Below are 20322 nucleotides of genomic sequence, written 5' to 3' on the forward strand. Positions count from 1 at the left end.
ACCGCGCCGGCCTTCGCCCACAAGCTCCACAGCCTCCCACCACCATCAATGAAACCCAAACCCCAAAGGCTCAGGCCCTATCGGGGCGACAACTATTGTGACGCGGGGGGCTCGTCCTGTCGGCATGCGGAGGCGGCAACCATTTCCCTGCCTTTGTATCCACTGCGGCTTCGCCCTCCGTGGCGCAAGCCTGCAATGATGGCCTGAAGACTTCATTCGCACCGGACGCCAACACCTCGGTGCTGTTGGTCAGGTCCTTCAAGGCCGGAGACTCGCTCGCCCTGTCTGGGACACCGGCGAGCCCCGCCGCTCCGGTCCTGACCACCAACATGTGCCTGGTCAAGCTGCTGATCGGGCCGGGAAACCCAGGTGCCGCAGGAGCACCGTCGACAACCAAGGGCGTCGGCATCGAAGTCTGGTTGCCCGATCCGGGCAAGTGGAACGATCGCATACGGGCCTTCGGCAGTGGTGGGTTTGCGGGTGGACGCCATACGGACATCACACGCATCGGGTACGAGGGCGCGTCGTTTCAGCCTTTGCATCTTGCTGCCGTGGCCAATGGCTACGAGGTCGTTGTGTCAGATCATGGCAAGACCTCAGCGCCTTATACCGGCGGCTCCAACGGGTCGTTTCTCATGAATGCCGACGGCACGATCAACCAGGTTTTCTGGCAGGATTTTTCGCAACGTGCCATTCATGAAATGACCGACAAGTCCAAGGCCTTGGTCCAGCTGTACTACGGGAAGGCGCACAAGTACGCGTATTGGGACGGCTTCTCGACCGGCGGCCGCTAGGGCTTCAAGGCGGTACAGACATACCCGGGTGACTACGACGGCATCCTGGCGGGCGCGCCGGCCTTCAACTGGACCAACTTCATCACGAGTGAAATCTACCCACAGACGCTAATGTTGAAGGAATTGGGCGGTCCTATCGCGGCTTCGAAGCTCGACGCTGTCAGTGCGTCGGCGACGAAAGCATGCGACGCCCAGGCTCTTGGGTTCATCCTGAACCCTGCGTCCTGCCGTTACGATCCATCCAAGGATGCCGCTGCGTTGTGCACGACTTCGGCAACCCCGACCGGCGCGGCAGGAACCAACAGCGACACGAACAAATGCCTGAGCTTGGCCGAAGCGCAAGTTGTCAACAAGATTTGGTACGGCCAAACCAATGACGGTACTGCACCCGATCCGCTCATTGACAACGCAAGCGGCACGGCGCTCGGATCCAAGCAGTTGTGGTGGGGCTTGACTCGCGGTACCAGCCTGACGAGCCTGGCAGGGAGCACCCCCTTCCCGATCGCGACCGAAGATCTCGCCCTGATCTTGCAATCGCCGCTGTACGCCCAGACCGTGACCGCGACCTTCTACAACGCCACCGGCGCGCCGGCAGACAAATGGAAGACCCTGGCACATCAGGGGCCAAACGATTTACGTCTGAGACATCTGGAAGCAGGGGGGTCCAGATACAGCGCCCAAACAGATCCAAGCGCCGGCTGCCGTCAGAGGGTTAACGCACGGTACCGTTGTGCTTGAATGCTTGAGGCCGCCACGCCCGGTGAGCGTGGCGCCTCGACGATGCGAAATGGCCTTTCGCACCGTTGGTCCACGTGGTATGCGCCTGACCTATTCGCAGTTGTAGCTGGCAGCAATCTCTTCGCGCAGAGCATCCATTTCGCGCAGCGCCGTTGGCCTTCACTGTCGCACGCGACACCCCAAGTGTCGCAACGTGTCGCACGGAAGTCCACTACGACACCGCTAAGTCATTGATTTCAATGGGAATGCTCCTGGGCATGCCATCTGCAATGGATTGAGACCACAGCAGACAACCAACCCTCGGAGATTTTCGCCATGACCACATTGTCAGTTTGCAGCGACGTTGAACATGCCGCCGACGTCGCGAACTCGTTCAAAGACGCCATGCGCCGGGTGGCCTCCTCGGTCACTCTGATCACGACGCGCGACGCGGATGGCTCGCCTCACGGGATGGCGGCGTCTGCAGTGATTCCGGTATCCATGGACCCACCGGCAATCCTGATCTCCGTGAACCGGAACGCAGGCCTGCATCCGACCCTGAGCACACATGGTCGCTTCTGCGTCAACCTGCTTGCCGGATCCCATCACCCCCTGCTGGGTGCATTCGCCCAAAGCTCACGACGCGCGGAGCGTTTCGTCACTGGCGATTGGGAGGACAGCAGCGACACGTTGCCCTTCCTGACATCTGCGCCTGCTGCCGTCTCCTGTGAAGTCGACCAACGCATCGACTACGCAACGCACACCCTGTTCATTGGCCGCGTCACAGACGTGCATTTGGCAGATGAGCATCTTGACCCCCTTGTCTGGTTCAACGGGTCTGGTGTCGGTGTGTCGGAACGCTGCAAGCCCATGCAAGAGAAGCTCGCAGCCTGATTGTGTTCGTTCCCCCGCGCGGCAACCGCTGTGCTTTTTTAACCGTAATAGGAGACTTCATGAAACTCGGACTGTTCGGCATGCCTCTGCATCCACCCACTCGGCCCATGACGGAGACTTTCAAGGAAAACACCGAGAAGATCATTTACGCGGACGAGATCGGCTTTGACGAAGTCTGGCTCGGCGAGCACATGTCCTGCACGACGGAGCCAATCTCGTCTCCGCTGATCTTCCTGGCGTCACTGATCCACCAGACGAAGCGCATTCGCTTCGGCACGGGCGTCATCGCGCTACCCAATCACCATCCTGCGGTCGTCGCCGCCGAGGTTGCGCAGTTCGACCACATGAGCCAGGGCCGGCTGCTGTTCGGCATTGGCCCGGGCGGCCTGGCGAGCGACATGGAACTGTTTGAAGTCCTGGACGGCGCATATCGCACGGAACGTATGATGGAATCGATCGACACGATCCTCAAGATCTGGTCGCAGGATCCGCCGTACGTCATCGACGGCAAGCACTGGAAGATCTCGCTGAAGGACATGGTCATTCCGGAACTCGGCGTTGGCTTCATGCCCAAGCCTTTCCAGAAGCCACATCCGGAAATCTCGATGACTGCGATGTCGCCGTTCTCGGACAGCGTCAAGACCGCTGCCGCCCGCGGCTTCGGTGCGATGAGCGCGAACTTCTGCCCGGAGTACGTCATCGCCAGTCACTGGAAGAAGTACGTCGAGGGTTGCGAACTGGCGGGTCGCGAGCCGACCGGCCACGACTGGCGTGTTGCGCGCAACATCATCATTGCGGAAAGCGATGCCGAAGCCCGTGATCGTGTGATGGACCCGGCCGGCAGCAACTACTACTACTTCGACTACCTCTGGCGTGTGCTGAAGTCGGTGAACTACACCGCCGTCATGAAGGACGACCCCAAACAGCCTGACGACGCCGTCACGGTGGAGCAACTGATCGACAGCATGGTGGTCTACGGCTCGCCCAAGACCGTCGCCGACAAGCTGGTGAGCTTCCGTGAGCGCACGGGGCCCTTCCATGGCTTGATGATGGCCTCGATGGACGGAATGGGCCGCAATCGTGCCTGGGAATGGGAAACCATGCGGCGCCTTGCGCATGAGGTGATGCCGACATTGCGCAAGGCCACATCGACGCCTGCCGCGGAGCTTTTGGCCGCGTGACAGCAATGGGGCGAAGGATGCAAAATCCTTCCATATAAAGGGCCCGCCCCAGGCCCCTTGCAGGAGACATCGCGCTGTGGACAAAGCCTTTCCTCCGAGCGTGCTGCGCCCCGCCGCAGTACCTGCTCTTCTCCAGGACGCGCTGCTTGATGGCACCAGCGTCGCCGCCTCACAGGAGCGGTGCCTTGCGGTCCACAAGCTGACCCCGGACCGGGTGGCGCGTCCCTGTGTGCTGACCTCGGTGGAACTTCAGGATCACCGAGAGCCAATCGCAGACCTGCTCGCGCTGTCGCAAGGAGAGGTTCAACGTCTCTTCGAATTGCTGGCCGAGCAGGATTACGTCGTGATGCTGGCCGACCCCGACGGGGTCGCGCTCAGCTTTCGATCTACCGAGCTGGTCCTGGACGCGTGCACCAACGTCGGGGTACTCCCGGGATCCATTTGGGCGGAAGACAAGCAGGGCACCAACGGCGTGGCACTTTGCATTCAGGAGCGGCGCGCACTGTCGGTGGTGATGCACGATCACTTTGCGTCGAGCCTCGCCGGGGTGAGCTGTACCGTGGCCCCCGTGTTCGGTGCAGCGGGCCAGCTGGCTGGCGTGCTGAACGTCACCACCTTGCGCGGATCGGACCGTGCAGCGCAAGCAGTGGTTCGCCAAGTTGTCACCGCCTCGGCACGCCGGATCGAAAACCTGTTCTTCGATCGCCGCAATGCAGGCCACACCATTCTGCGTCTGTCTCGCCACGGAGATTTCTGCGACGCAGCCGCGGAGTCCCGCATTGCCGTCGATCCTTCCGGGAGAGTGCTCGACGCGACGCCGCTGGCGCAACGGATCCTCGTACCGCACGGCGAGAACTTGATCGGCTTGTCGCTCTCGGAGATCGAAGGACTGGATCGATGGGCCAAGGCCGCAGACTGCGGGGACGTGGCGTTTCATCTACCGAATGGCAGCAAGCACTTCTTCCGCTTCGAGCAGCCGAGAGTGCGCTCGACCCAACAACGTGGGACAACGCCAGCACGTGTGCCTGTCCCACTGGACGCGACTCAGCCCACGGCCGAGGAGATCGTGGGCAACGACCCGGTAGTGCGCGATGCCATGAGCGTCGCGCAACGCTTGATCGCTCACCGCGTGCCGGTGTTTCTCCAGGGTGAAACAGGCACTGGCAAGAGTGCGCTGGCCAGGGCGCTGCACATGGATGCCGGGGGAACGCCTGACAAGTTCATCGCCATCAACTGTGCCGCGATCACCGCGGAACTGATCGAGAGCGAGCTCTTCGGTTATCGACCTGGCGCCTTCACCGGCGCGGCCCGCCAAGGCTCACGAGGCCGGTTGCTCGAAGCCGACGGAGGGACCTTGTTCCTGGACGAGATCGGTGACATGCCTGTTGCCCTGCAAACAAGGCTTTTGCAGGTTCTGTCGGATGGTGAATTCACTCCGGTCGGCGCGACCCGGCCTGTCCAGGTGCGCTTCGCGCTGATTGCCGCCAGTCTTCATGACGTTGCCGAGCAGGTTCGCGAGGGCCGCTTCAGGGAAGACCTCTATTTCAGGCTTGCGGGGGCGACGGTATGCCTGCCCGCGCTGCGTCATCGCGATGATCGCCGGCAGTTGATCGAACGCGCGGTGAAGGTCGCTGCACAGCGGGTCGGACGGCCGGCTCCGCTCGTCGACGAAGATGCCATGCAAGCCCTGATGTCGCACAACTGGCCGGGCAACCTGCGCGAGCTTCATCACGCCATCAGGTTTGCCGTCGCGATGGATACGGATGGAAAGATCGACATCACCGAGCTACCTCCGCCATTGGGAAGAAAGCCGGGATCAACAGCGCTGGGTTCGCAGCCGGTCGGCAAGCGCGCCGCCATCGAGCAGGCGCTCAATCGGTGCAACTGGAATGTTTCGGAAGCGGCAATCTCGCTTGGGATTTCGCGCGCGACCTTGCACAGGCAGTTGCACGAGCTTGGAATTCATCGGCCCGCTTGAACGAGTTCAAGGAGAAGCTGGAGCGTCTGTTCCAGCGGCTGGTCACTGGTGTCGATCTGCGTATCGGCTTTCGCATAGAAGGCCTCGCGTCCCGTCAGGATTCTGCGCAAGTCGTCCATGGCCTCTTCATTGCCCGCCATGGGTCGCAGATCGCCCTGTTGTGCGACGCGACTCATGTGGTCCTCGGGCTTTGCACGGAGCCACACCGTGCGGCAATGACTCATGAGCACACTGAAGGTGGCAGGCTCGGCCACCATGCCGCCCGGCGTGGCCATGACGAAATCCGAGTGAATCTGCAGAATCTGCTCGAACGCGCGCCTTTCGTAGCGGCGGTAGGCGATCTGCCCGTACAGGTCATGGATTTCACGAATGCTGTAGCCCGCGAGATGCTCGATTTCAGTGCTGAGCTCGATGAACGTCACACCGAGTTCAGCTGCAAGCATGCGGCCAAGCGTTGACTTGCCCGCACCGCGCAGGCCGATCAACGCAATGCGATTGATGTTGTTCGCGCCGTCCGTCGCAGCACCCAGTGCCCGCGTCAAAGCCAGGCGCGCGACATGCAACTCAGCCTCATTCAGGCCGCCGAGAAGATCCCGCAGCAGCAGCCACTCGGGTGTCAAGGTCGTGACGTCCCCGACGAGTTCTGCAATGGAACAGTCGAGTCCGTGGGCGACCTGATCGAGGATCAACAGTGACGGGTTCGCCCGACCAAGTTCGAGATTGGCCAGATACCGCTCGGAAATGGCCGATGCGAGCGCGAGTTCCTTGCGGGTGACGCCCCGGCGCGATCGCAGTGTGCGCAATCGCTCCCCGAACTCGTCGAGGTAGGGGGATCGCTCGTCCGCCAGTCCGCTGAGTGGCGCGGTTGCGCTTCGATCGTTCATATTGGGATGAGTGGATGCAACGAAGAGGAGCCGGCATTGTGCAGGCTCCTCTTCGCAGTTTCGACAACGCTTCAGGTCACTTGCATGCGTAGCTCACTGCTGCCGTCTGCGGACCTGCGCCGTCGTATACCGCTTTCAGCGGATAGATGCAAAGTGCCTGCGATACGTTGCCATTGGACGAGGTCACGTCCACCCTGCCTGGCACCGTTCCGCTCTCCACCCAGGCTTGCAAGGTTGTGAACATCTCGTCGCGCCCGATTGCCGATTGCGGCATCGGTAGGGTCGGGCCACCGACCAGGGGGCCGTTGTGCTGCATTCCCGGAACGAGATAGAAGCGGAAGAATGACTGGATCGACGGCACGCCTCCCATCACCGCAGCGACGCGGTTGTAGTAGTTGATCGACCCCTGCGGGGCGATCAGGTTGTCCGCCAATCCGTGGTTCAGCAGGATCTTGCCCTTGCGCGCGTTGAACGCGCTAAGGTCGGCGTTGTCGGTATTGATGTTGCTGAAGGAAGGCTGAAGCAGGACGCCCTGGAACGCCGCATTCGTCAGAGCGGCATAGGTCAGCGTCGTCCACTTGTTGGCGCCATTGCCAGACGCATTCAGGAAGTTGGCCTGGGCGTACGTCGGGTCCTGCAACTCGAGCGCAGTCTGGTCCGTCGCGATCGGGAACGGATTGGCGCCCACCAAAGCGGCAAGAGACGACCCGCGTGTCAGCCCGAACCAGAGTTGATCGCTGCCAGTGAGGTAAGGGCCTGCCGCATTGTCCACGGCGGGATCAGGCGCGGTGCCATCGGCCGTCTGGCCGTACCACATCTTGTTGATCGCAGTGGACTCCGCGAGGTTCGCGCAGGTTGCTGCGGTGCTGGCTCCGACGACGCCACCGTTGCCGGCCACGCCGCTGCACAGGACGGCCGCATCCTTGGTCGGATCGTATCGGCATGCGAGCGGGTCGAGCAGATAACCCAGCGTTGCACCGCCGCAGGCGTTGACCGCGGACGTGCTGATGGCGTTGAGCTTGGCGGAACTCATCGTGGCGCCGAGATCCTGCTTCATGACGATCTACGGATAGAGCTCGCGCGTGATGAACTTGGTCCAATTGATCGCCGGGGCGCCCACGGTGATGCCGTCATAGTCGTTCGGATAGATCTGCGCAAGCTTCAGGCCCTGCCGCCCGCCTGTGGAGTAGCCGTCCCAATAGGCATAGCGTTGTGTCTTGCCGTAGTAGGCCTGCACCAGCGCCTTGGTCTTCTCGGCCGTTTCATGCAAGCTTCTCTCGGCAAAGTCGCGCCAGAGCACCGTGTTGATCGAACCGTCGGGGTTCATGGCGAACGAACCGTTGCCGCCTACGTGGCCATTGTCCGAAGTCGAAACTACAAAGCCCTTGCCGACTGCAGCTGCGAGGATGTTCAGGCCGTCGCCGGTGGCGATCGACGTCAGGCTCGTCTCCGCCAAGCCGGACCAACCGCCATTGCCAAATGACCGGATCCGCTCGTTCCAGTTGGCCGTCGTGGGCAACAGGATCTGGATGCCGATCCCCGCCGATGTCGATGGCGCCCCTGTGGGTCCGGGGTTTCCGGGTCCCACCAGCAGCTTCACCAGGCAGAGGATCAACGCGCCGACGCCTGCGGCTGCGAGGACGAGAGAAAAGGGTCGCCCCGGCGTCGCTTGTGGGGAGTGGGTTCGGGGGCGCGGTCAAGGCTCGGCATGCTGTTGGCTCCAGTTTTTGATGAATCGCCGCAGATGAACAATCGTTCACCTGCTGACCTGCACCTTAGGATTTCAGCGCCGTTCGCTCTTTCAAAAAGCGAGCGTCGATATCAGGATCTTGCTCACCCCGGGAAAACGATGAACTATTGTGCATCTCCTTATGAAGAATCATGCGTGCATGGATTGCCTGGATCTCGCCAATCTCCCGCATTCGAATGACCCGACCGAGGTCTTGGCGTCCTCCCCTGCTTCGTCTTCATGCCTGCCGGTCGTGGTGACGGGAATTCCTTGCGAGGCGGAGCTCAAAGACGACTTCCATGCAGTCGCCAGGATCTTCGTTGCCCACGAAGGTCGGGGACGCAGTTGGTACCGGCAAGGCCGCCAGACGCTGCAGATGCGCACCGAGCCGGGAATGGTCGAGATCTACGAGAAAGGCTTGGCCTTTGACCATTGCCGGTGGTCAGGCGAGGCTGGTCGGTGCGTGCTCGTCGAGTTTGCGGATACGGATGTGCAGGCCATGACGCACGGCGACATGCCGTTCGTTGCACTGCGCACCCGGCACGAGGTGTTCGACAGCCGCATCAGCCATACAGTCTTCGCACTTGCCGGCGAAGCGCTTGCCGGCTATCCCAATGGGCGCTTGTATGCGCAGGGCTTGTCGGTCGCGCTCCTGGGGTTGATGAGCGGGAGCTACGCGGCACCTGCGCCGCCACGGCTCGGACTGTCTTCCGGCGGTCTTGGTGCTGTGCAGCAGCGACTGCTGCTGGCCGTCATCCATGCCGAACTGGGTGCGGACCTGTCGCTGAAACGCCTTGCCGACGAAATCGGTCTCAGCCCTTTCCACTTTGCGAGGACCTTCAAGACGACGTTTGGACTGACGCCCCATGCGTACGTGCAGGATTGCCGGATCAAGGCGGCGATCAAGTCGCTCCAGAGGGATCATGCGAGATCGATCGCCGACATCGCGATCGCATTCGGATTCGCAAGCCAGTCGCATATGACCGAACTCATGAGACGAAAGATTGGCGCAACGCCACGTGAAATTCGGAAGCGGGCCTAGGGTGCGGATCGGAAACGGCTTGGCGACCATGCCACCGCTGTTGTCAAGCGCAATGATCCGCCGGCAATCCGGATCCGGTGCCGGCGCTGGCATGTTTCGAGCCCAGCCAGCTATCGTCCGCCGGCGCGGGACCGCTTTGGAGCGCTCAACTTCTCTGGGACATTCGCCCTGTTCAAACCGACCATGCCGCCGATTCGCGCTGAAAGAGTCCGTGCAGCCTCGCCAAGCGCCAAGGTCACTTCGGGGATCGACTTGCGCTCCACCTGGTCGAGCCTCTCGGCATAGGGCACGGTAAGGGCGGCAATCGCATGCCCTTGCGTGTCCAGAATCGGAAAACTGACGGCATAGAGGCCGCGGACCTGGACACTCGGAATGGATTCGTAGCCCGCCGAGCGGACCGAGTGGAGGATGCTGTCGATCTGCGGATCGGCCTGGTCCGGCCGCCGCGCCAAGGACTCCTCGATCCGCAACGCGCGGGTCTCGTCGTCCTGGAACGCCACGAGGACGCGGCCCGAGGCCGAGATCAGCACATCGATCTCCGCGCCCGCGCGAATCGCAAAGCCCATGCCGCTGGGCGTATCGACCTTGAACAACACCACCTGCTTGCCCTGTCCGTACACCGTCAGGTGGCAGGACTGATCCAACTCGCTGGCCAGTCGCTGCATCAGGGGCGCGGCCTCCTGCAGAAGGCGTTGCGTCGGCGAATTGATGTGCGCCAGCTCGAAGAGCTTGGTCGTGATCGCATAGGTGTTTTCGTCGACCAGCGTCACGTAGTTGCGATTGACGAGGCACGCCACCATCCGGTAGATCTCACCCGTGGTGCGCCCCACGCGCTGTGCGATGTCCTTTTGAGAAAGCGGCTGGTCGCTGTGGCACAGCACCTCGAGAATGTCGAGCCCTTTTTCCAGCGCTGGCGCCGAGTAGGACCGACCCTCTGCTTCCGCCACCGTGGTGACTTCGTTCACATCATCTTTCATCGTGTGCTCCGTTGCTCTGCGCAACATCCGCATTTTGACGGCTTTCGATTGCCGGGACGCGATCACGCAGACCGTTCAGGTTTGCGGCGTCGCCTGCGCCGCTCCGTCGGAGAGCAATGCACTGATGGCGTCGGCGTCATAGCCGAGTTCGGCCAGCAGGCCACGGGTGTCCGCGCCACGCGGCTGCGCTGGTGAGCGGCGTGCCGGGTAGGCATCCTCGAAGCGGATGGACGACCTGATCGCCGCCGTCCTGCCCTCGGTCGGATGGTCTTCGAAGTCGATCAATCCCACCGCTTCGAGGTGCGGATCCCGAGGTAATGAATCCAGCGTGTGACAGGGCTGCACGGCGATGTCCGCCGCACGCAGGATCTGAAGCCATTGCTCGGTGGTCCGACTCGTCAGTGGGGCGCCGCGGACCTCGAACCACTGCGCAACGTTGCGGGCGCGCGCGGCGACGCTCGAAAAGCGCGGGTCGTCGAGCAGCTCCTGACGATCGGTCGCCTTCAGGAACGCGCGCACCTGTGGATCGGTGTTGATGGTGAACGAGATCCATCCGTCCGCGGTCTGGATCGGCTTGTTGTGCGGGCTCAGGAGGCGAAGGTCCCCGGGCGGCCCGACCGGCGGATCGAAACTCTGCTGCGCCAGGTGTTCCTGAAGCACGAAGGCGGCCATCGTCTCGAACATGGGCACCTCGATGCTGCAGCCGGCGCCACTGGACTTGCGCTCGACGACAGCCGCGAGGATCGCGCCCGCAGCAATTTCTCCGGCTACGTGATCGCAGATCAACAGCGGCACATAGGCTGGCGCGCCATCGCGAGCCAGCATCAACCCTGCCATGCCGGTGGCGCCCTGGACCACGCTGTCGTAGGTGGGCAAGCCCGAGTACGGGCCGTCGGTGCCGTAGCCGGTGATCAGGCAGTAGATCTTGTCAGGATGCCTGGCGCGCACGGTCGCGGCATCGAGGCCCAGCCGCTCGAGGGCTTGTGGGCGCATGTTGGCGACGATCACGTCAGCCGATGCAATTAGCTTGTCGATGGCCTCCCGGGCGCCTTTCTTTTTTAGGTCGAGGCAGATGTTGCGCTTGCCGCGGTTGAAGTGAAGGTATGCGCCCGAGTGCTGGCCGGTGGGCGACAGTCCGCCCAGGCCGCGCATCAGGTCGCCTTCAGGACTCTCGACCTTCACGACCTCTGCGCCGTATTGGCTCAGCCGCCAGGTACAGACCGGGCCAACGACGACGCTGGTCAAGTCCAGGACGCGCACGCCCTTCAACGGTTCGAAGCTCATTGGGTATCTACCTCCATATCGACGGCCAATCGGTTGCGATCGTCGAAGGCCCTGAGCCGCCAACGTTCGCCGATTCGATCGGCAGCCAGCGTGACTGGTCGATCGCAGAAAAGCGGTGCGAGGTGGCGCACCTTGATTGCAGCGGGAATCACATCGAGGTCACGGCGCAGGAACTCGGTGAGCAGCAGCGTCGCCAAGCCGCCGTTGACCACGAGGTCAGGAAATCCCTCCTGCTTGCGCGCGAAGTCCCGGTCGATGTGAATCTTGTGCGAGTTGAAGCCAAGCGCCGAATACTGGAACAGCAGCGTTTCGTCCGGCGTCAGCGTCTTCACGTACTCTGCCCGGACCGGCTCGAGGGCTGGCGCATCCGGCTCGCCGGCGGCCTTGTTGGCGGCGGACAACAGCAGATAGGTCTGGGTCTCGATCAGCGCAGGCTCGGGCTTTTCGGGGATTCGAAGCTCATGCACCAGCGTCACGATGGCCATGGGTCCTGACGCATTTGCCTTGTGGACCACGCTTTGCACAGCGCTGCTTCGCAGCACCGTGGCCCCGATCGGCATGTCGCTGATGAAAGTGACCGAACGTCCACCCAGCATCAGACGAGGAAGTCCGAGGTCCGGCATCGGCACGCCCAGTCCCGGGAACCCATCGCTGCGCAGTTCCGATCGGCGCGTGTCGGCTCCCATCAACAGGAATTGCCAGCCGCGTGGCAACGAGGCGCCCGGCACAAGTTTCGCGGGGTCGAGGTCCAGCATCGCGGCGATGCGCCGTGCGCCAGACAGTCCGCACACCTCTTCACGCACGACCGCTTCAGTCTCGTTTGTCTCAAGCATGACTTTCTCACCAATGCATATTTGTGTTCATGGGTGAATTTTAGATGCATCCTTTTGGATTGAAAACGCCAAATCATTGCCCTAGGTGTTTACACCTATGCATGCTTGACTTCACCAGTGAATCACGTAAAGTCCATTCCACACTGCAATTTCAGTGTCTCTTCGGCCTCCATACATCAGACAAAGGACCCGTCATGAACTTCAAGTTTCACCACATGAACCTGTGCACCGACAGCCTGCCGCGGCTCACAAAGTTCTATCAAACGCTGTTTGACCTCGGCACGATTCGCGATGAGGAACACTCTCGCGTGAACGCTGAAAGCACCACGTCCGGCTACAACGGCAAGGTCGACTTCCTGACCGATGGCGACATCGAATTCCATTGGGCCGAACGCGACCTGGACACCGGCTTCAAGATGAAGCAGATCGTCAACCCGATGGCACGCGGCCACTTCTGCTTCCGCACGGATGACATCAAGGGCTTCATGCGCAGGTGTGACGAACTTGGCTTGCGCTACTCGGACTACGGGCGCTGGGCCATCGCTGGCTGGCATCAAGTGTTCCTCCAAGACCCGGACGGCAACGTGATCGAAGTGCACCAACCCAACGTTTACAGCTGACCCAACCCGCAAATCCGCAGGAGACACACCGTGAAAACCAAGACCTCTTTCGTCAGCTCACATTTTTCGGCACCACCCATGACCGGACGTCGGGACATCCTCAAGCAACTCGCATCCGTGGCCGCCACCGCCCTGGTGCCCGGTGCCGTCATGGCGCAAGCCGCCGGCAAGTTCAATCTCAAGATTGCGATTTCGCTGCCGGACAGCCATCCCACGCCTGTCGCGTTGAAGGCTGCGTGCGCGGAGATCCTGAAAGAATCCGGCGGCCGCCTGACGATCGAGGTCTATTCGAATGGGCAACTCGGAAGCGATACGGACACACTCTCCCAAGTGCGCTCCGGCGCGATCGACTTCATCTGCACGGCCGGCCAGATCTACGCCAACCTGATTCCGGCCGCCGGGCTCAGCTCCATGCCTTTCGCCTTTTCCGACTATCCGACGGTCTGGAAAGCCATGGACGGCGACCTCGGTAACTACATCCGCGGCACCTTCGACAAGGCGAACCTCGTGCCCGTGGGCAAGTTCTATGACCACGGCTTCCGCCAGATCACCAATTCATCCAAGCCGATCACCTCGCCGAAGGATCTCGTCGGGATGAAGATCAGGGTGCCTGCAACGGCTTTCCAGACTTCCCTCTTCAAAGGCTTGGAGGCGTCGCCCACGACCGTCCCGATCGGCGAGCTCTACACGGCGTTGCAGACGAAGGTTGTCGATGGCCAGGAGAATGCGCTCCCCACCATTGATTCCGCGAAGCTCTACGAGGTGCAGAAGTTCCTCACCTACACCTCGCACACCTGGGAATACTTCGCCCTGATCGGCAACAAGCGCAACTGGGCAGCACTTCCCGAGGACCTCCGGACGCTGGCCACACGCGTGTTCGACGCCAACGCACTCAAGCAACGCGCTGCGCACGACGCATTGACCGGCACGCTTGAAACCAAGCTCAAGGGCGCCGGCATGCAGTTCAACAAGGTGGAAGGCAAGCCGTTCCGGGACACCCTGGTGAGAACCGGCTTCTACACCGACTGGCAGAAGAAGTTCGGCCCCGAAGGCTGGACCATCCTCGAAAAGTACAGCGGCAAGCTGGCCTGACCGCAAGTTCAGCACCGGTAGGGGTTTCCATCCTGTCGATCTACCCTGGCTCATCGTGGCCAGCGGCAGGTCGGCGGGAGCCTGCCCCCACCCGCATCCGACAACTCGAATACTGGAGACGAATCCGTGGATCCAAACAACACCTCCGTGAGCCCCCACGCAGCGCTCGCGCACTCGGATAGCGCGTGGCATCGGGCGGTCTACCAGGCCGATCGCGTCCTCGCTTTCGTCACCGAAGTGCCTGCCGCCTTGCTGGTTCTGATCGAGATCCTGGTCTTGTTTTCGGGGGTTGTGAGCCGCTACGCCCTGCATCAGCCCTTGACCTGGTCCGACGAGCTCGCAGGCATCCTGTTTCTCTGGTTGGCCATGTTGGGCGCAGTCATCGCGCTGCGTCGTTCCGCGCACATGCGAATGACGGCACTCGTCGACATTGCCTCTCCTGGCACACGGGCGTTCCTGGACCTGTTCGCAGTGGTCGCGGCCGCAGCGTTTCTCCTGTTGGTCGCTCATCCGGCCTACGACTTCGCAAGTGAGGAAGCCATCGTCACCACCCCTTCGCTGGGCATCTCGAGTGCCTGGCGCGCCGCCGCACTGCCTTGCGGCGTGATCCTGATGTGCGTCGCAGCCGCCATCAAGCTGGCCGCAGTGACGAACGGCAAGCGACTGGCGATGGCTGTCGGGCTGACTTTGGTTGTCGGCGCCGCCCTCTACTTCATCAGCCCGGCCTTCGCGAACATCGGGAACTTCAATCTGCTGATCTTCTTCGTCGTGATCGTCGGGCTGCTCGTCCTGTCGGGTGTACCGATCGCCTTCGCATTCGGCCTTGCCACCTTCGGGTACATCGCGCTGACCACGAGCAAGCCAGTGAACGTTATCGTCGGACGAATGGACGAAGGCATGTCGCACCTGGTGCTGCTGGCCGTGCCGCTGTTCGTGTTTCTCGGCGTCATCCTCGAACTCAGCGGCATGGCAAAGGCCATGGTCCGTTTCCTGGCGTCCCTGCTTGGACATGTCCGCGGCGGCCTCTCCTATGTGCTGATCGGCGGCATGTACCTGGTTTCCGGCATCTCCGGATCCAAGGCCGCGGACATGGCCGCACTCGCACCCGTCCTTTTTCCGGAGATGCGCAAGCGCGGAGAAAAGGACGGCGAAATGGTGGCACTGCTTGCCGCGACTGGCGCGCAAACGGAGACCATCCCGCCGAGCATCGTCTTGATCACGATCGGATCGGTCACGGGCATATCGATCGCGGCGCTTTTCGCCGGTGGTCTCGTGCCGGCCCTGGTGCTCGCCGTCCTGCTGTGCACCGTGGTGTGGTGGCGCGTGCGCAAAGTCGACGTATCGCATATCGTGCGCGCCACCAGGCAAGAGATCTGGAAATCCCTGATCTTTGCACTGCCCGCGCTGGCGCTCCCGTTCATTATCCGGGCCGCAGTCGTCGAAGGCGTGGCCACGGCCACGGAAGTCTCGACGATCGGCATTGCCTACGCCATCGTGGCCGGCCTTGTGGTTTATCGCCAGCTCGACATGAGGAAGCTCTGGCCTGCCCTGGTGGACACGGCGGCGTTGTCGGGTGCCATCCTGCTCATCATCGGAACGGCAACAGGGATGGCTTGGGCGTTGACGCAATCCGGCTTCTCCCGTCAGTTGGCTGAAGCAATGACGCAACTTCCGGGCGGTACGGCAGGCTTCCTGGCGGTCTCCATCCTGGCATTCATCGTCCTCGGCAGCGTGCTGGAAGGGATCCCCGCAATCGTCGTCTTCGGCCCGCTCCTCTTTCCGATCGCCAAGCAGTTCGGGGTCAACGATGTCCACTACTCGATGGTGGTGGTGCTTGCCATGGGCATCGGCCTCTTTGCCCCGCCATTCGGGGTGGGCTACTACTCGGCTTGCGCGATCGCCCGCGTCAGCCCAAGCGCCGGTATGAAACCGATCATGGGCTACATGCTGGCCCTGCTGGTGGGAACCGTGATCGTCGCCGCGGTGCCCTGGCTGTCTACGGGCTTTCTCAAGTAAACATCATGAAAACCATTTTTCTGACGGGTGCCACGGGATACATCGGCGGCACGATCGCATCGAAGCTCGTCGAGAACGGCTATCGGGTGCGCGGCCTGGTGCGCAGCGCCGAAAGCGCGGCGCTGCTCGCAGAGCGCGGCGTAGAACCTGTTCTCGGCGGGCTGGACGACGTCGAACTGCTTGCCAGCGAGGCGCGCGCTTCGGATGGCGTGATCAATACGGCCAGCGCTGACAATGCCGGCGCCGTGCGTGCATTGCTTGCGGGCCTCGAGGGCTCGTCGAAAGTACTCGTGCATACCAGCGGATCCAGCGTGGTGGGCGACGACGTGCGCGGCAGCCGCCGCTCCGACACGGTCTTCGATGAAACCACCCCATTCGTGGTGGCTCCGGGCAAGCAAGCCCGCCGTGAACTGGACCTATTGATCCTTGGCGCGGCATCGCGTGATGTGCGTTCCGTGGTCATCTGCCCCAGCCTCATCTACGGCGTCGGCAGCGGGATGAATCGCAACAGCGTGCAGATCCCCACGCTTGTCAGCAACGCCCTGGAACACGGCATTGTTCAAACGGTCGGCCCCGGACTGAATGTCTGGTCCAACGTGCATATCGACGACGTGGCCGACCTGTATCTCCTGGCCATCGCGAACGCGCCCGCTGGCTCGTTCTACTTCGCGGAAAACGGCGAAGCGTCCTTCGGCGAGATCGCCGAAGCGATTGCGAAGCGGCTTGACCTCGGGCCTCCACAAGCCTTGCCGCCAGACGTCGCGGTCGAGCGTTGGGGCGAAGCCAGAGCGTACTTTTCGCTTGGCAGCAACAGCCGGGTCAGGGCGGTGCGCGCACGCCGGGAACTCGGATGGTCGCCAAGACATGCATCTGTGACCGACTGGATCTTGAACGACATGCCCGTCGACGCTTCGTCGGCAAAACCCAACCCATGAATTGAGAATCCCATGCTACTTGAAGACAAAGTGTGTGTTGTTGCCGGCGCCGCCTCGCTGCGCAGCATCGGCTACGCCACGGCCGAACTGTTCGCCGAGCACGGCGCGAAGGTCGTCGTGGTCGACCTTTCGATGAACGACCAGGTGCTGGACGACATCAAGGCATCGATCGAGAAGCGCCTCGGGCGCAGCGCCTCGGTGCACGGATTGCGATGCGACATCAGCAGCGCGTCTGACTGCGAGCGCCTCATGCAGGACGTCGTGTCCCTGCACGGAACGATCGATTGCCTGGTCAACTCCGCGGCGGTGGTCCAGTCTCACGCGATGCTCGACATCGGCGAAAAGGAACTGGACCTCATGCTGAACGTCAATCTGAAAGGTGCCTTTCATCTGTGCCAAAGCGCCTTGAGGGTTTTCCGGCCGCGCAGCTCTGGTGTCATCGTCAATGTCGCCTCGGTCGCGGCGCAACGCGGCGGCGGACTGGTCGGCAGCGCGCACTATGCGGCCTCGAAGGGCGGGGTCCTCAGCTTGACCCGAAGCATCGCCCGCGAGTTTGGTCCACTGGGCATTCGCGCCAACGTCATCTGCCCATCCATGACCGAGACCGGCATGGTGGACGGCATGTCCGACGCCAAGCATCAGGAAATCGTGTCGGGCATCCCGCTGCGTCGGGCGGCAAAGCCGCGCGAAATCGCGGGGGCTTGCCTGTTCCTAGCTTCTGACCTCTCTGCCTACGTCACTGGCGCCACGCTCGACGTCAACGGCGGCAGCCACATCCACTGACCAACCGCGAAGGAAAAATCAAATGATCCTGGAAGTTGCCGACATTCGCATCAAGCCTGGTCAGCAGGCGCCGTTCGAGAAGGCTGTTCAGTTCGGGCTGGACACCGTCATCGCCAAGTCCGAAGGGTTCAGGGGCTACCAAGTGCGCCACAGCGTCGAATCACCTGACCGGTATGTGCTCATGCTCGAGTGGGACACGCTCGAGGATCACACCATCAAGTTCCGCAGCTCTCCAGCGTTTGCTGAATGGCGAAGCATCGTCGCCGACTTCTTTGCGCAACCCCCTTTCACAGAGCATTTCGACCTCGCTTTGTCATCGGCAGAGAAGGTCGAGTGAACTGCAACACAACGACGTCCCTTCTCAGTCGTTGTTGTTTCCGATCAATCTTCCCCCTCGAAGAAAGAACCTCATGAACGAGCAGTCTCATTTCCTTCCGTTTGACACATTGCAGCAGGTGCCGCGCGGCAACGGCATCGTCAACTACCTCATTGCCACCCGAAAAGTCGGGGCGTGCGCCATGCATACCGGCATCTCAAAGCTGCCAGTGGGAATCTCGGCACCTCGACACTCTCACAACAGCGAGGAACAGGTCACCGTGCTTGAGGGCACGGTCAAGATCAAGCTGGGCGAACGCGAAGCCATCTGTCAGCGCTTCGACTCCACGTTCATCTCCGCGGGTGTCGAGCACGAGCTTGTCAACGTTGGAACGGACACGGCCTACGTCTTGGTCGTTTACGGGTCGCCGGACGTCAACCGCACGTTTGCCGCGACAGGTGAGACCGTAGGCATTGGCTCCGAAGGCGATCGCTTCCTAGGGTAGATACCTTGCCGGCGCCAGCCCTCGTAGGTGATGCGAGCTAAGCGACCGGTAGCGACGTTCATCGCCATCAGGAGTCAGCCCTCGAGAAACGCCCTCAGATCCTCGACAAACTTCGCCGGGTTCTTGAACATGAGGAAATGATCGCCCTGCTCGGCCGCCGAGTAGTTGTAGAGCGTTGCGCCGGGAATCACGGACTGTGCCCACTGCTGGCTGGGCAGGTTGTTGCTTTCCTCACCCGAGAAGATGGCTGCTGGAACGTCGATTTTGTGGCGCACGACATCACGCCAGTCGTTCACAGTGTGATCGAAAAGCACGCGTCCCATCGCCTTTGGGTCGCCCTGGATGAACGCATTGGCGAATCGTTCCGAGTTCTCGTAATAGGGCGAGTCGAACATGACGAAGCGCTCAAATGGCTTCATGTCCGTGATGAGCTTGTTGACCGGCCCGCCTGCCGTGAAGGCCGCCACCATCCGCTCCGGCGAAGTGGTCGTGGCGCCTGCCTCCAGGCGTTCCTGTTCAGACCAATCCTGATGCGAATAAATCGAGATCGGCTCGTCCACAAAAACGACCTTGCGGAAGGCCTGCGTGCCGAACAGGTCGATGTAGCTCCAGAGAATGGCCGCCCCCATCGAGTGGCCCACATAGTCGGCCGACGTCACCCCGATGTGATCGCCGAATTCCTTGAGGTCCATCGACAGGCGCGCAATCCGCGTGCCGTAGTCGACCTGCTGAGACAACCCCTGGTTGCGCGGATCCAGCACGTAGACATGATGGTGCTCGGCCAGCATGTACAGCAGGTTGATGTAATGGGCGCCATGCCCAGACCACCCTGGCACGAAGATCAACGGCCGGCCCTGCCCTGCCTCCCAGTAAGCAAGCTTGACCCCGTCGTTGGTGACGAAGGATCCGATCCGAAGTCCATCGAAGTTGGACAGCTTCTGAGGCATGCCCTCGATCCGGTGAGGAAAGGTGAAGTCTGCGCCCAGCACCGCGAGCGCCGACGCAAGCGTGGTCGGTGTTTGCATGGCCCCCGATGGCCACCCAAAGTGCTCCACTTGTGGCCAGGTCAAACTGCTCCACCTGGCCACCGGCATTTGAGGCGCTGATTTCGGCGTCGTCGTAGATCGGAGGCTGGCCGGCAGGACGTTTACTTGCTCTCTCGATTCCCGAGGGAGCCCACAGGTTGAACGTCTTGAAGCCACATCTACAAACCACCATCTGGACCCTGTTGCGCAATGGCGCGACGCAGCGAGAGATCGCGCGTGTCACCGGCATCTCACGCCATACCATCCGCGCCTACGAGAAGCAGTTCGCCAGCCAGGGCGACGCCGGGCCGCCGGGCGCAGTTGTCAGCGCTCCGACCCAAACTGCTCCACCCTGGCCACCGACCCGGCCGCCGGGGCTCGGCGCCGAGCAGTATCACGTCGGCATGCGAGCCGCACCGCGCCTTCATCGAGTCGCAGTTGAAGCTCAACCGCAACGCGACGGCCGTGTACCAGGACCTGGTCGACCAGTTCGCCTTCACCGGCGGCTACAACTCGGTCAAGCGGTTCGCCGCCAGGCTGCGCCAGCGCGAACCGCAGCAGTTCGACCGGTTGTCGTTCCAGCCCGGAGAGGAGATGCAGGTCGACTACGGCGAGGGCGCGCCCACGCGCGTGAAGGGCACCGAGCGCTTCCGCAAGCCCCGCCTGTTTGTGGCCACCTTGCGCTATTCCCGGCGCAGTTTCCGGCGTGTCGTGTGG

16 protein-coding genes and 3 pseudogenes are annotated in these 20322 nt (G+C 62.0%); 13 read left to right on the forward strand and 6 right to left on the reverse strand.

The genetic code is table 11. The annotated features are described in order from the left end of the window. The first annotated feature begins 329 nt into the window (after positions 1-329). The 4 genes and pseudogenes from WKW80_RS35570 to WKW80_RS35585 all read left to right on the forward strand — a co-directional run bounded on the left by WKW80_RS35570 (position 330) and on the right by WKW80_RS35585 (position 5564). Positions 330-1532: pseudogene (locus WKW80_RS35570) on the forward strand (tannase/feruloyl esterase family alpha/beta hydrolase). Between the two features lie 315 nt (positions 1533-1847). Beyond that, positions 1848-2405, forward strand: coding sequence for a flavin reductase family protein (locus tag WKW80_RS35575; protein ID WP_340368273.1), 558 nt, complete (start codon positions 1848-1850; stop codon positions 2403-2405). Between the two features lie 59 nt (positions 2406-2464). Next, positions 2465-3586, forward strand: coding sequence for an LLM class flavin-dependent oxidoreductase (locus WKW80_RS35580; RefSeq protein ID WP_340368274.1), 1122 nt, complete (start codon positions 2465-2467; stop codon positions 3584-3586). A gap of 76 nt (positions 3587-3662) precedes the next feature. Beyond that, the gene (locus tag WKW80_RS35585) at positions 3663-5564 is read left to right on the forward strand and encodes a sigma-54-dependent Fis family transcriptional regulator (RefSeq protein WP_340368275.1); all 1902 of its coding nucleotides are present in this window, start codon (positions 3663-3665) and stop codon (positions 5562-5564) included. Here the strand turns inward: WKW80_RS35585 and WKW80_RS35590 are convergent. Further along, entirely contained in the window at positions 5549-6448 is a 900-nt protein-coding gene (locus WKW80_RS35590; RefSeq protein WP_340368276.1) for a helix-turn-helix transcriptional regulator, read from the reverse strand. The genes WKW80_RS35585 and WKW80_RS35590 overlap by 16 nt on opposite strands. A gap of 76 nt (positions 6449-6524) precedes the next feature. Then, a pseudogene (locus WKW80_RS35595) lies at positions 6525-8048 on the reverse strand (tannase/feruloyl esterase family alpha/beta hydrolase). Positions 8049-8571: 523 nt separating this feature from the next. Here WKW80_RS35595 and WKW80_RS35600 point away from each other — a divergent pair. Beyond that, positions 8572-9219: an AraC family transcriptional regulator gene (locus WKW80_RS35600; RefSeq protein WP_340368277.1), complete on the forward strand. Its 648-nt coding sequence runs from the start codon at positions 8572-8574 to the stop codon at positions 9217-9219. A 110-nt stretch (positions 9220-9329) separates the two neighbouring features. Here WKW80_RS35600 and WKW80_RS35605 read toward each other — a convergent pair whose 3' ends face one another. From WKW80_RS35605 to WKW80_RS35615, 3 genes are read right to left on the reverse strand one after another with little or no spacing between them, the layout of a single operon-like run. Continuing rightward, positions 9330-10229, reverse strand: a complete 900-nt coding sequence (locus WKW80_RS35605; RefSeq protein WP_340368278.1) for an IclR family transcriptional regulator — start codon at positions 10227-10229, stop codon at positions 9330-9332. A 42-nt stretch (positions 10230-10271) separates the two neighbouring features. Beyond that, a complete protein-coding gene (locus tag WKW80_RS35610) occupies positions 10272-11480 on the reverse strand; it encodes a CaiB/BaiF CoA transferase family protein (RefSeq protein ID WP_340368279.1) in 1209 nt (402 codons plus the stop codon). Beyond that, entirely contained in the window at positions 11477-12313 is an 837-nt protein-coding gene (locus WKW80_RS35615; RefSeq protein ID WP_340368280.1) for an HTD2 family dehydratase, read from the reverse strand. Before WKW80_RS35615 ends, WKW80_RS35610 begins: the two co-directional genes overlap by 4 nt. 194 nt (positions 12314-12507) lie before the next feature. Here WKW80_RS35615 and WKW80_RS35620 point away from each other — a divergent pair, with 194 nt between their 5' ends. The 7 genes from WKW80_RS35620 to WKW80_RS35650 all read left to right on the forward strand — a co-directional run bounded on the left by WKW80_RS35620 (position 12508) and on the right by WKW80_RS35650 (position 18580). Beyond that, positions 12508-12933, forward strand: coding sequence for a VOC family protein (locus WKW80_RS35620; RefSeq protein ID WP_340368281.1), 426 nt, complete (start codon positions 12508-12510; stop codon positions 12931-12933). Between the two features lie 30 nt (positions 12934-12963). Then, positions 12964-14025 carry a TRAP transporter substrate-binding protein gene (locus WKW80_RS35625; RefSeq protein WP_340368282.1) on the forward strand — a complete coding sequence of 354 codons (1062 nt, stop codon included), beginning with the start codon at positions 12964-12966 and terminating at the stop codon, positions 14023-14025. Positions 14026-14151: 126 nt separating this feature from the next. After that, positions 14152-16041, forward strand: coding sequence for a TRAP transporter large permease (locus WKW80_RS35630; RefSeq protein WP_422823044.1), 1890 nt, complete (start codon positions 14152-14154; stop codon positions 16039-16041). A gap of 5 nt (positions 16042-16046) precedes the next feature. Next, on the forward strand, positions 16047-16976 hold the full coding sequence (locus WKW80_RS35635; RefSeq protein ID WP_340368288.1) for an NAD-dependent epimerase/dehydratase family protein: 930 nt from the start codon (positions 16047-16049) through the stop codon (positions 16974-16976). 12 nt (positions 16977-16988) lie between these two features. Then, positions 16989-17759: an SDR family NAD(P)-dependent oxidoreductase gene (locus WKW80_RS35640; protein ID WP_340368283.1), complete on the forward strand. Its 771-nt coding sequence runs from the start codon at positions 16989-16991 to the stop codon at positions 17757-17759. 22 nt (positions 17760-17781) lie between these two features. Further along, on the forward strand, positions 17782-18096 hold the full coding sequence (locus WKW80_RS35645; protein WP_340368284.1) for an antibiotic biosynthesis monooxygenase family protein: 315 nt from the start codon (positions 17782-17784) through the stop codon (positions 18094-18096). Positions 18097-18169: 73 nt separating this feature from the next. Next, the gene (locus WKW80_RS35650; protein WP_340368285.1) at positions 18170-18580 is read left to right on the forward strand and encodes a cupin domain-containing protein; all 411 of its coding nucleotides are present in this window, start codon (positions 18170-18172) and stop codon (positions 18578-18580) included. Positions 18581-18654: 74 nt separating this feature from the next. Here the strand turns inward: WKW80_RS35650 and WKW80_RS35655 are convergent, their stop codons facing one another. Next, on the reverse strand, positions 18655-19605 hold the full coding sequence (locus tag WKW80_RS35655) for an alpha/beta fold hydrolase (RefSeq protein WP_340368286.1): 951 nt from the start codon (positions 19603-19605) through the stop codon (positions 18655-18657). 158 nt (positions 19606-19763) lie between these two features. Between WKW80_RS35655 and WKW80_RS35660 the strand changes: the two are divergent. Next, positions 19764-20322, forward strand: a pseudogene (locus WKW80_RS35660) (helix-turn-helix domain-containing protein); the annotation flags it as partial.

The organism is Variovorax humicola (genome assembly GCF_037889915.1).
Taxonomy (GTDB): Bacteria; Pseudomonadota; Gammaproteobacteria; order Burkholderiales; family Burkholderiaceae_C; genus Variovorax; species Variovorax humicola.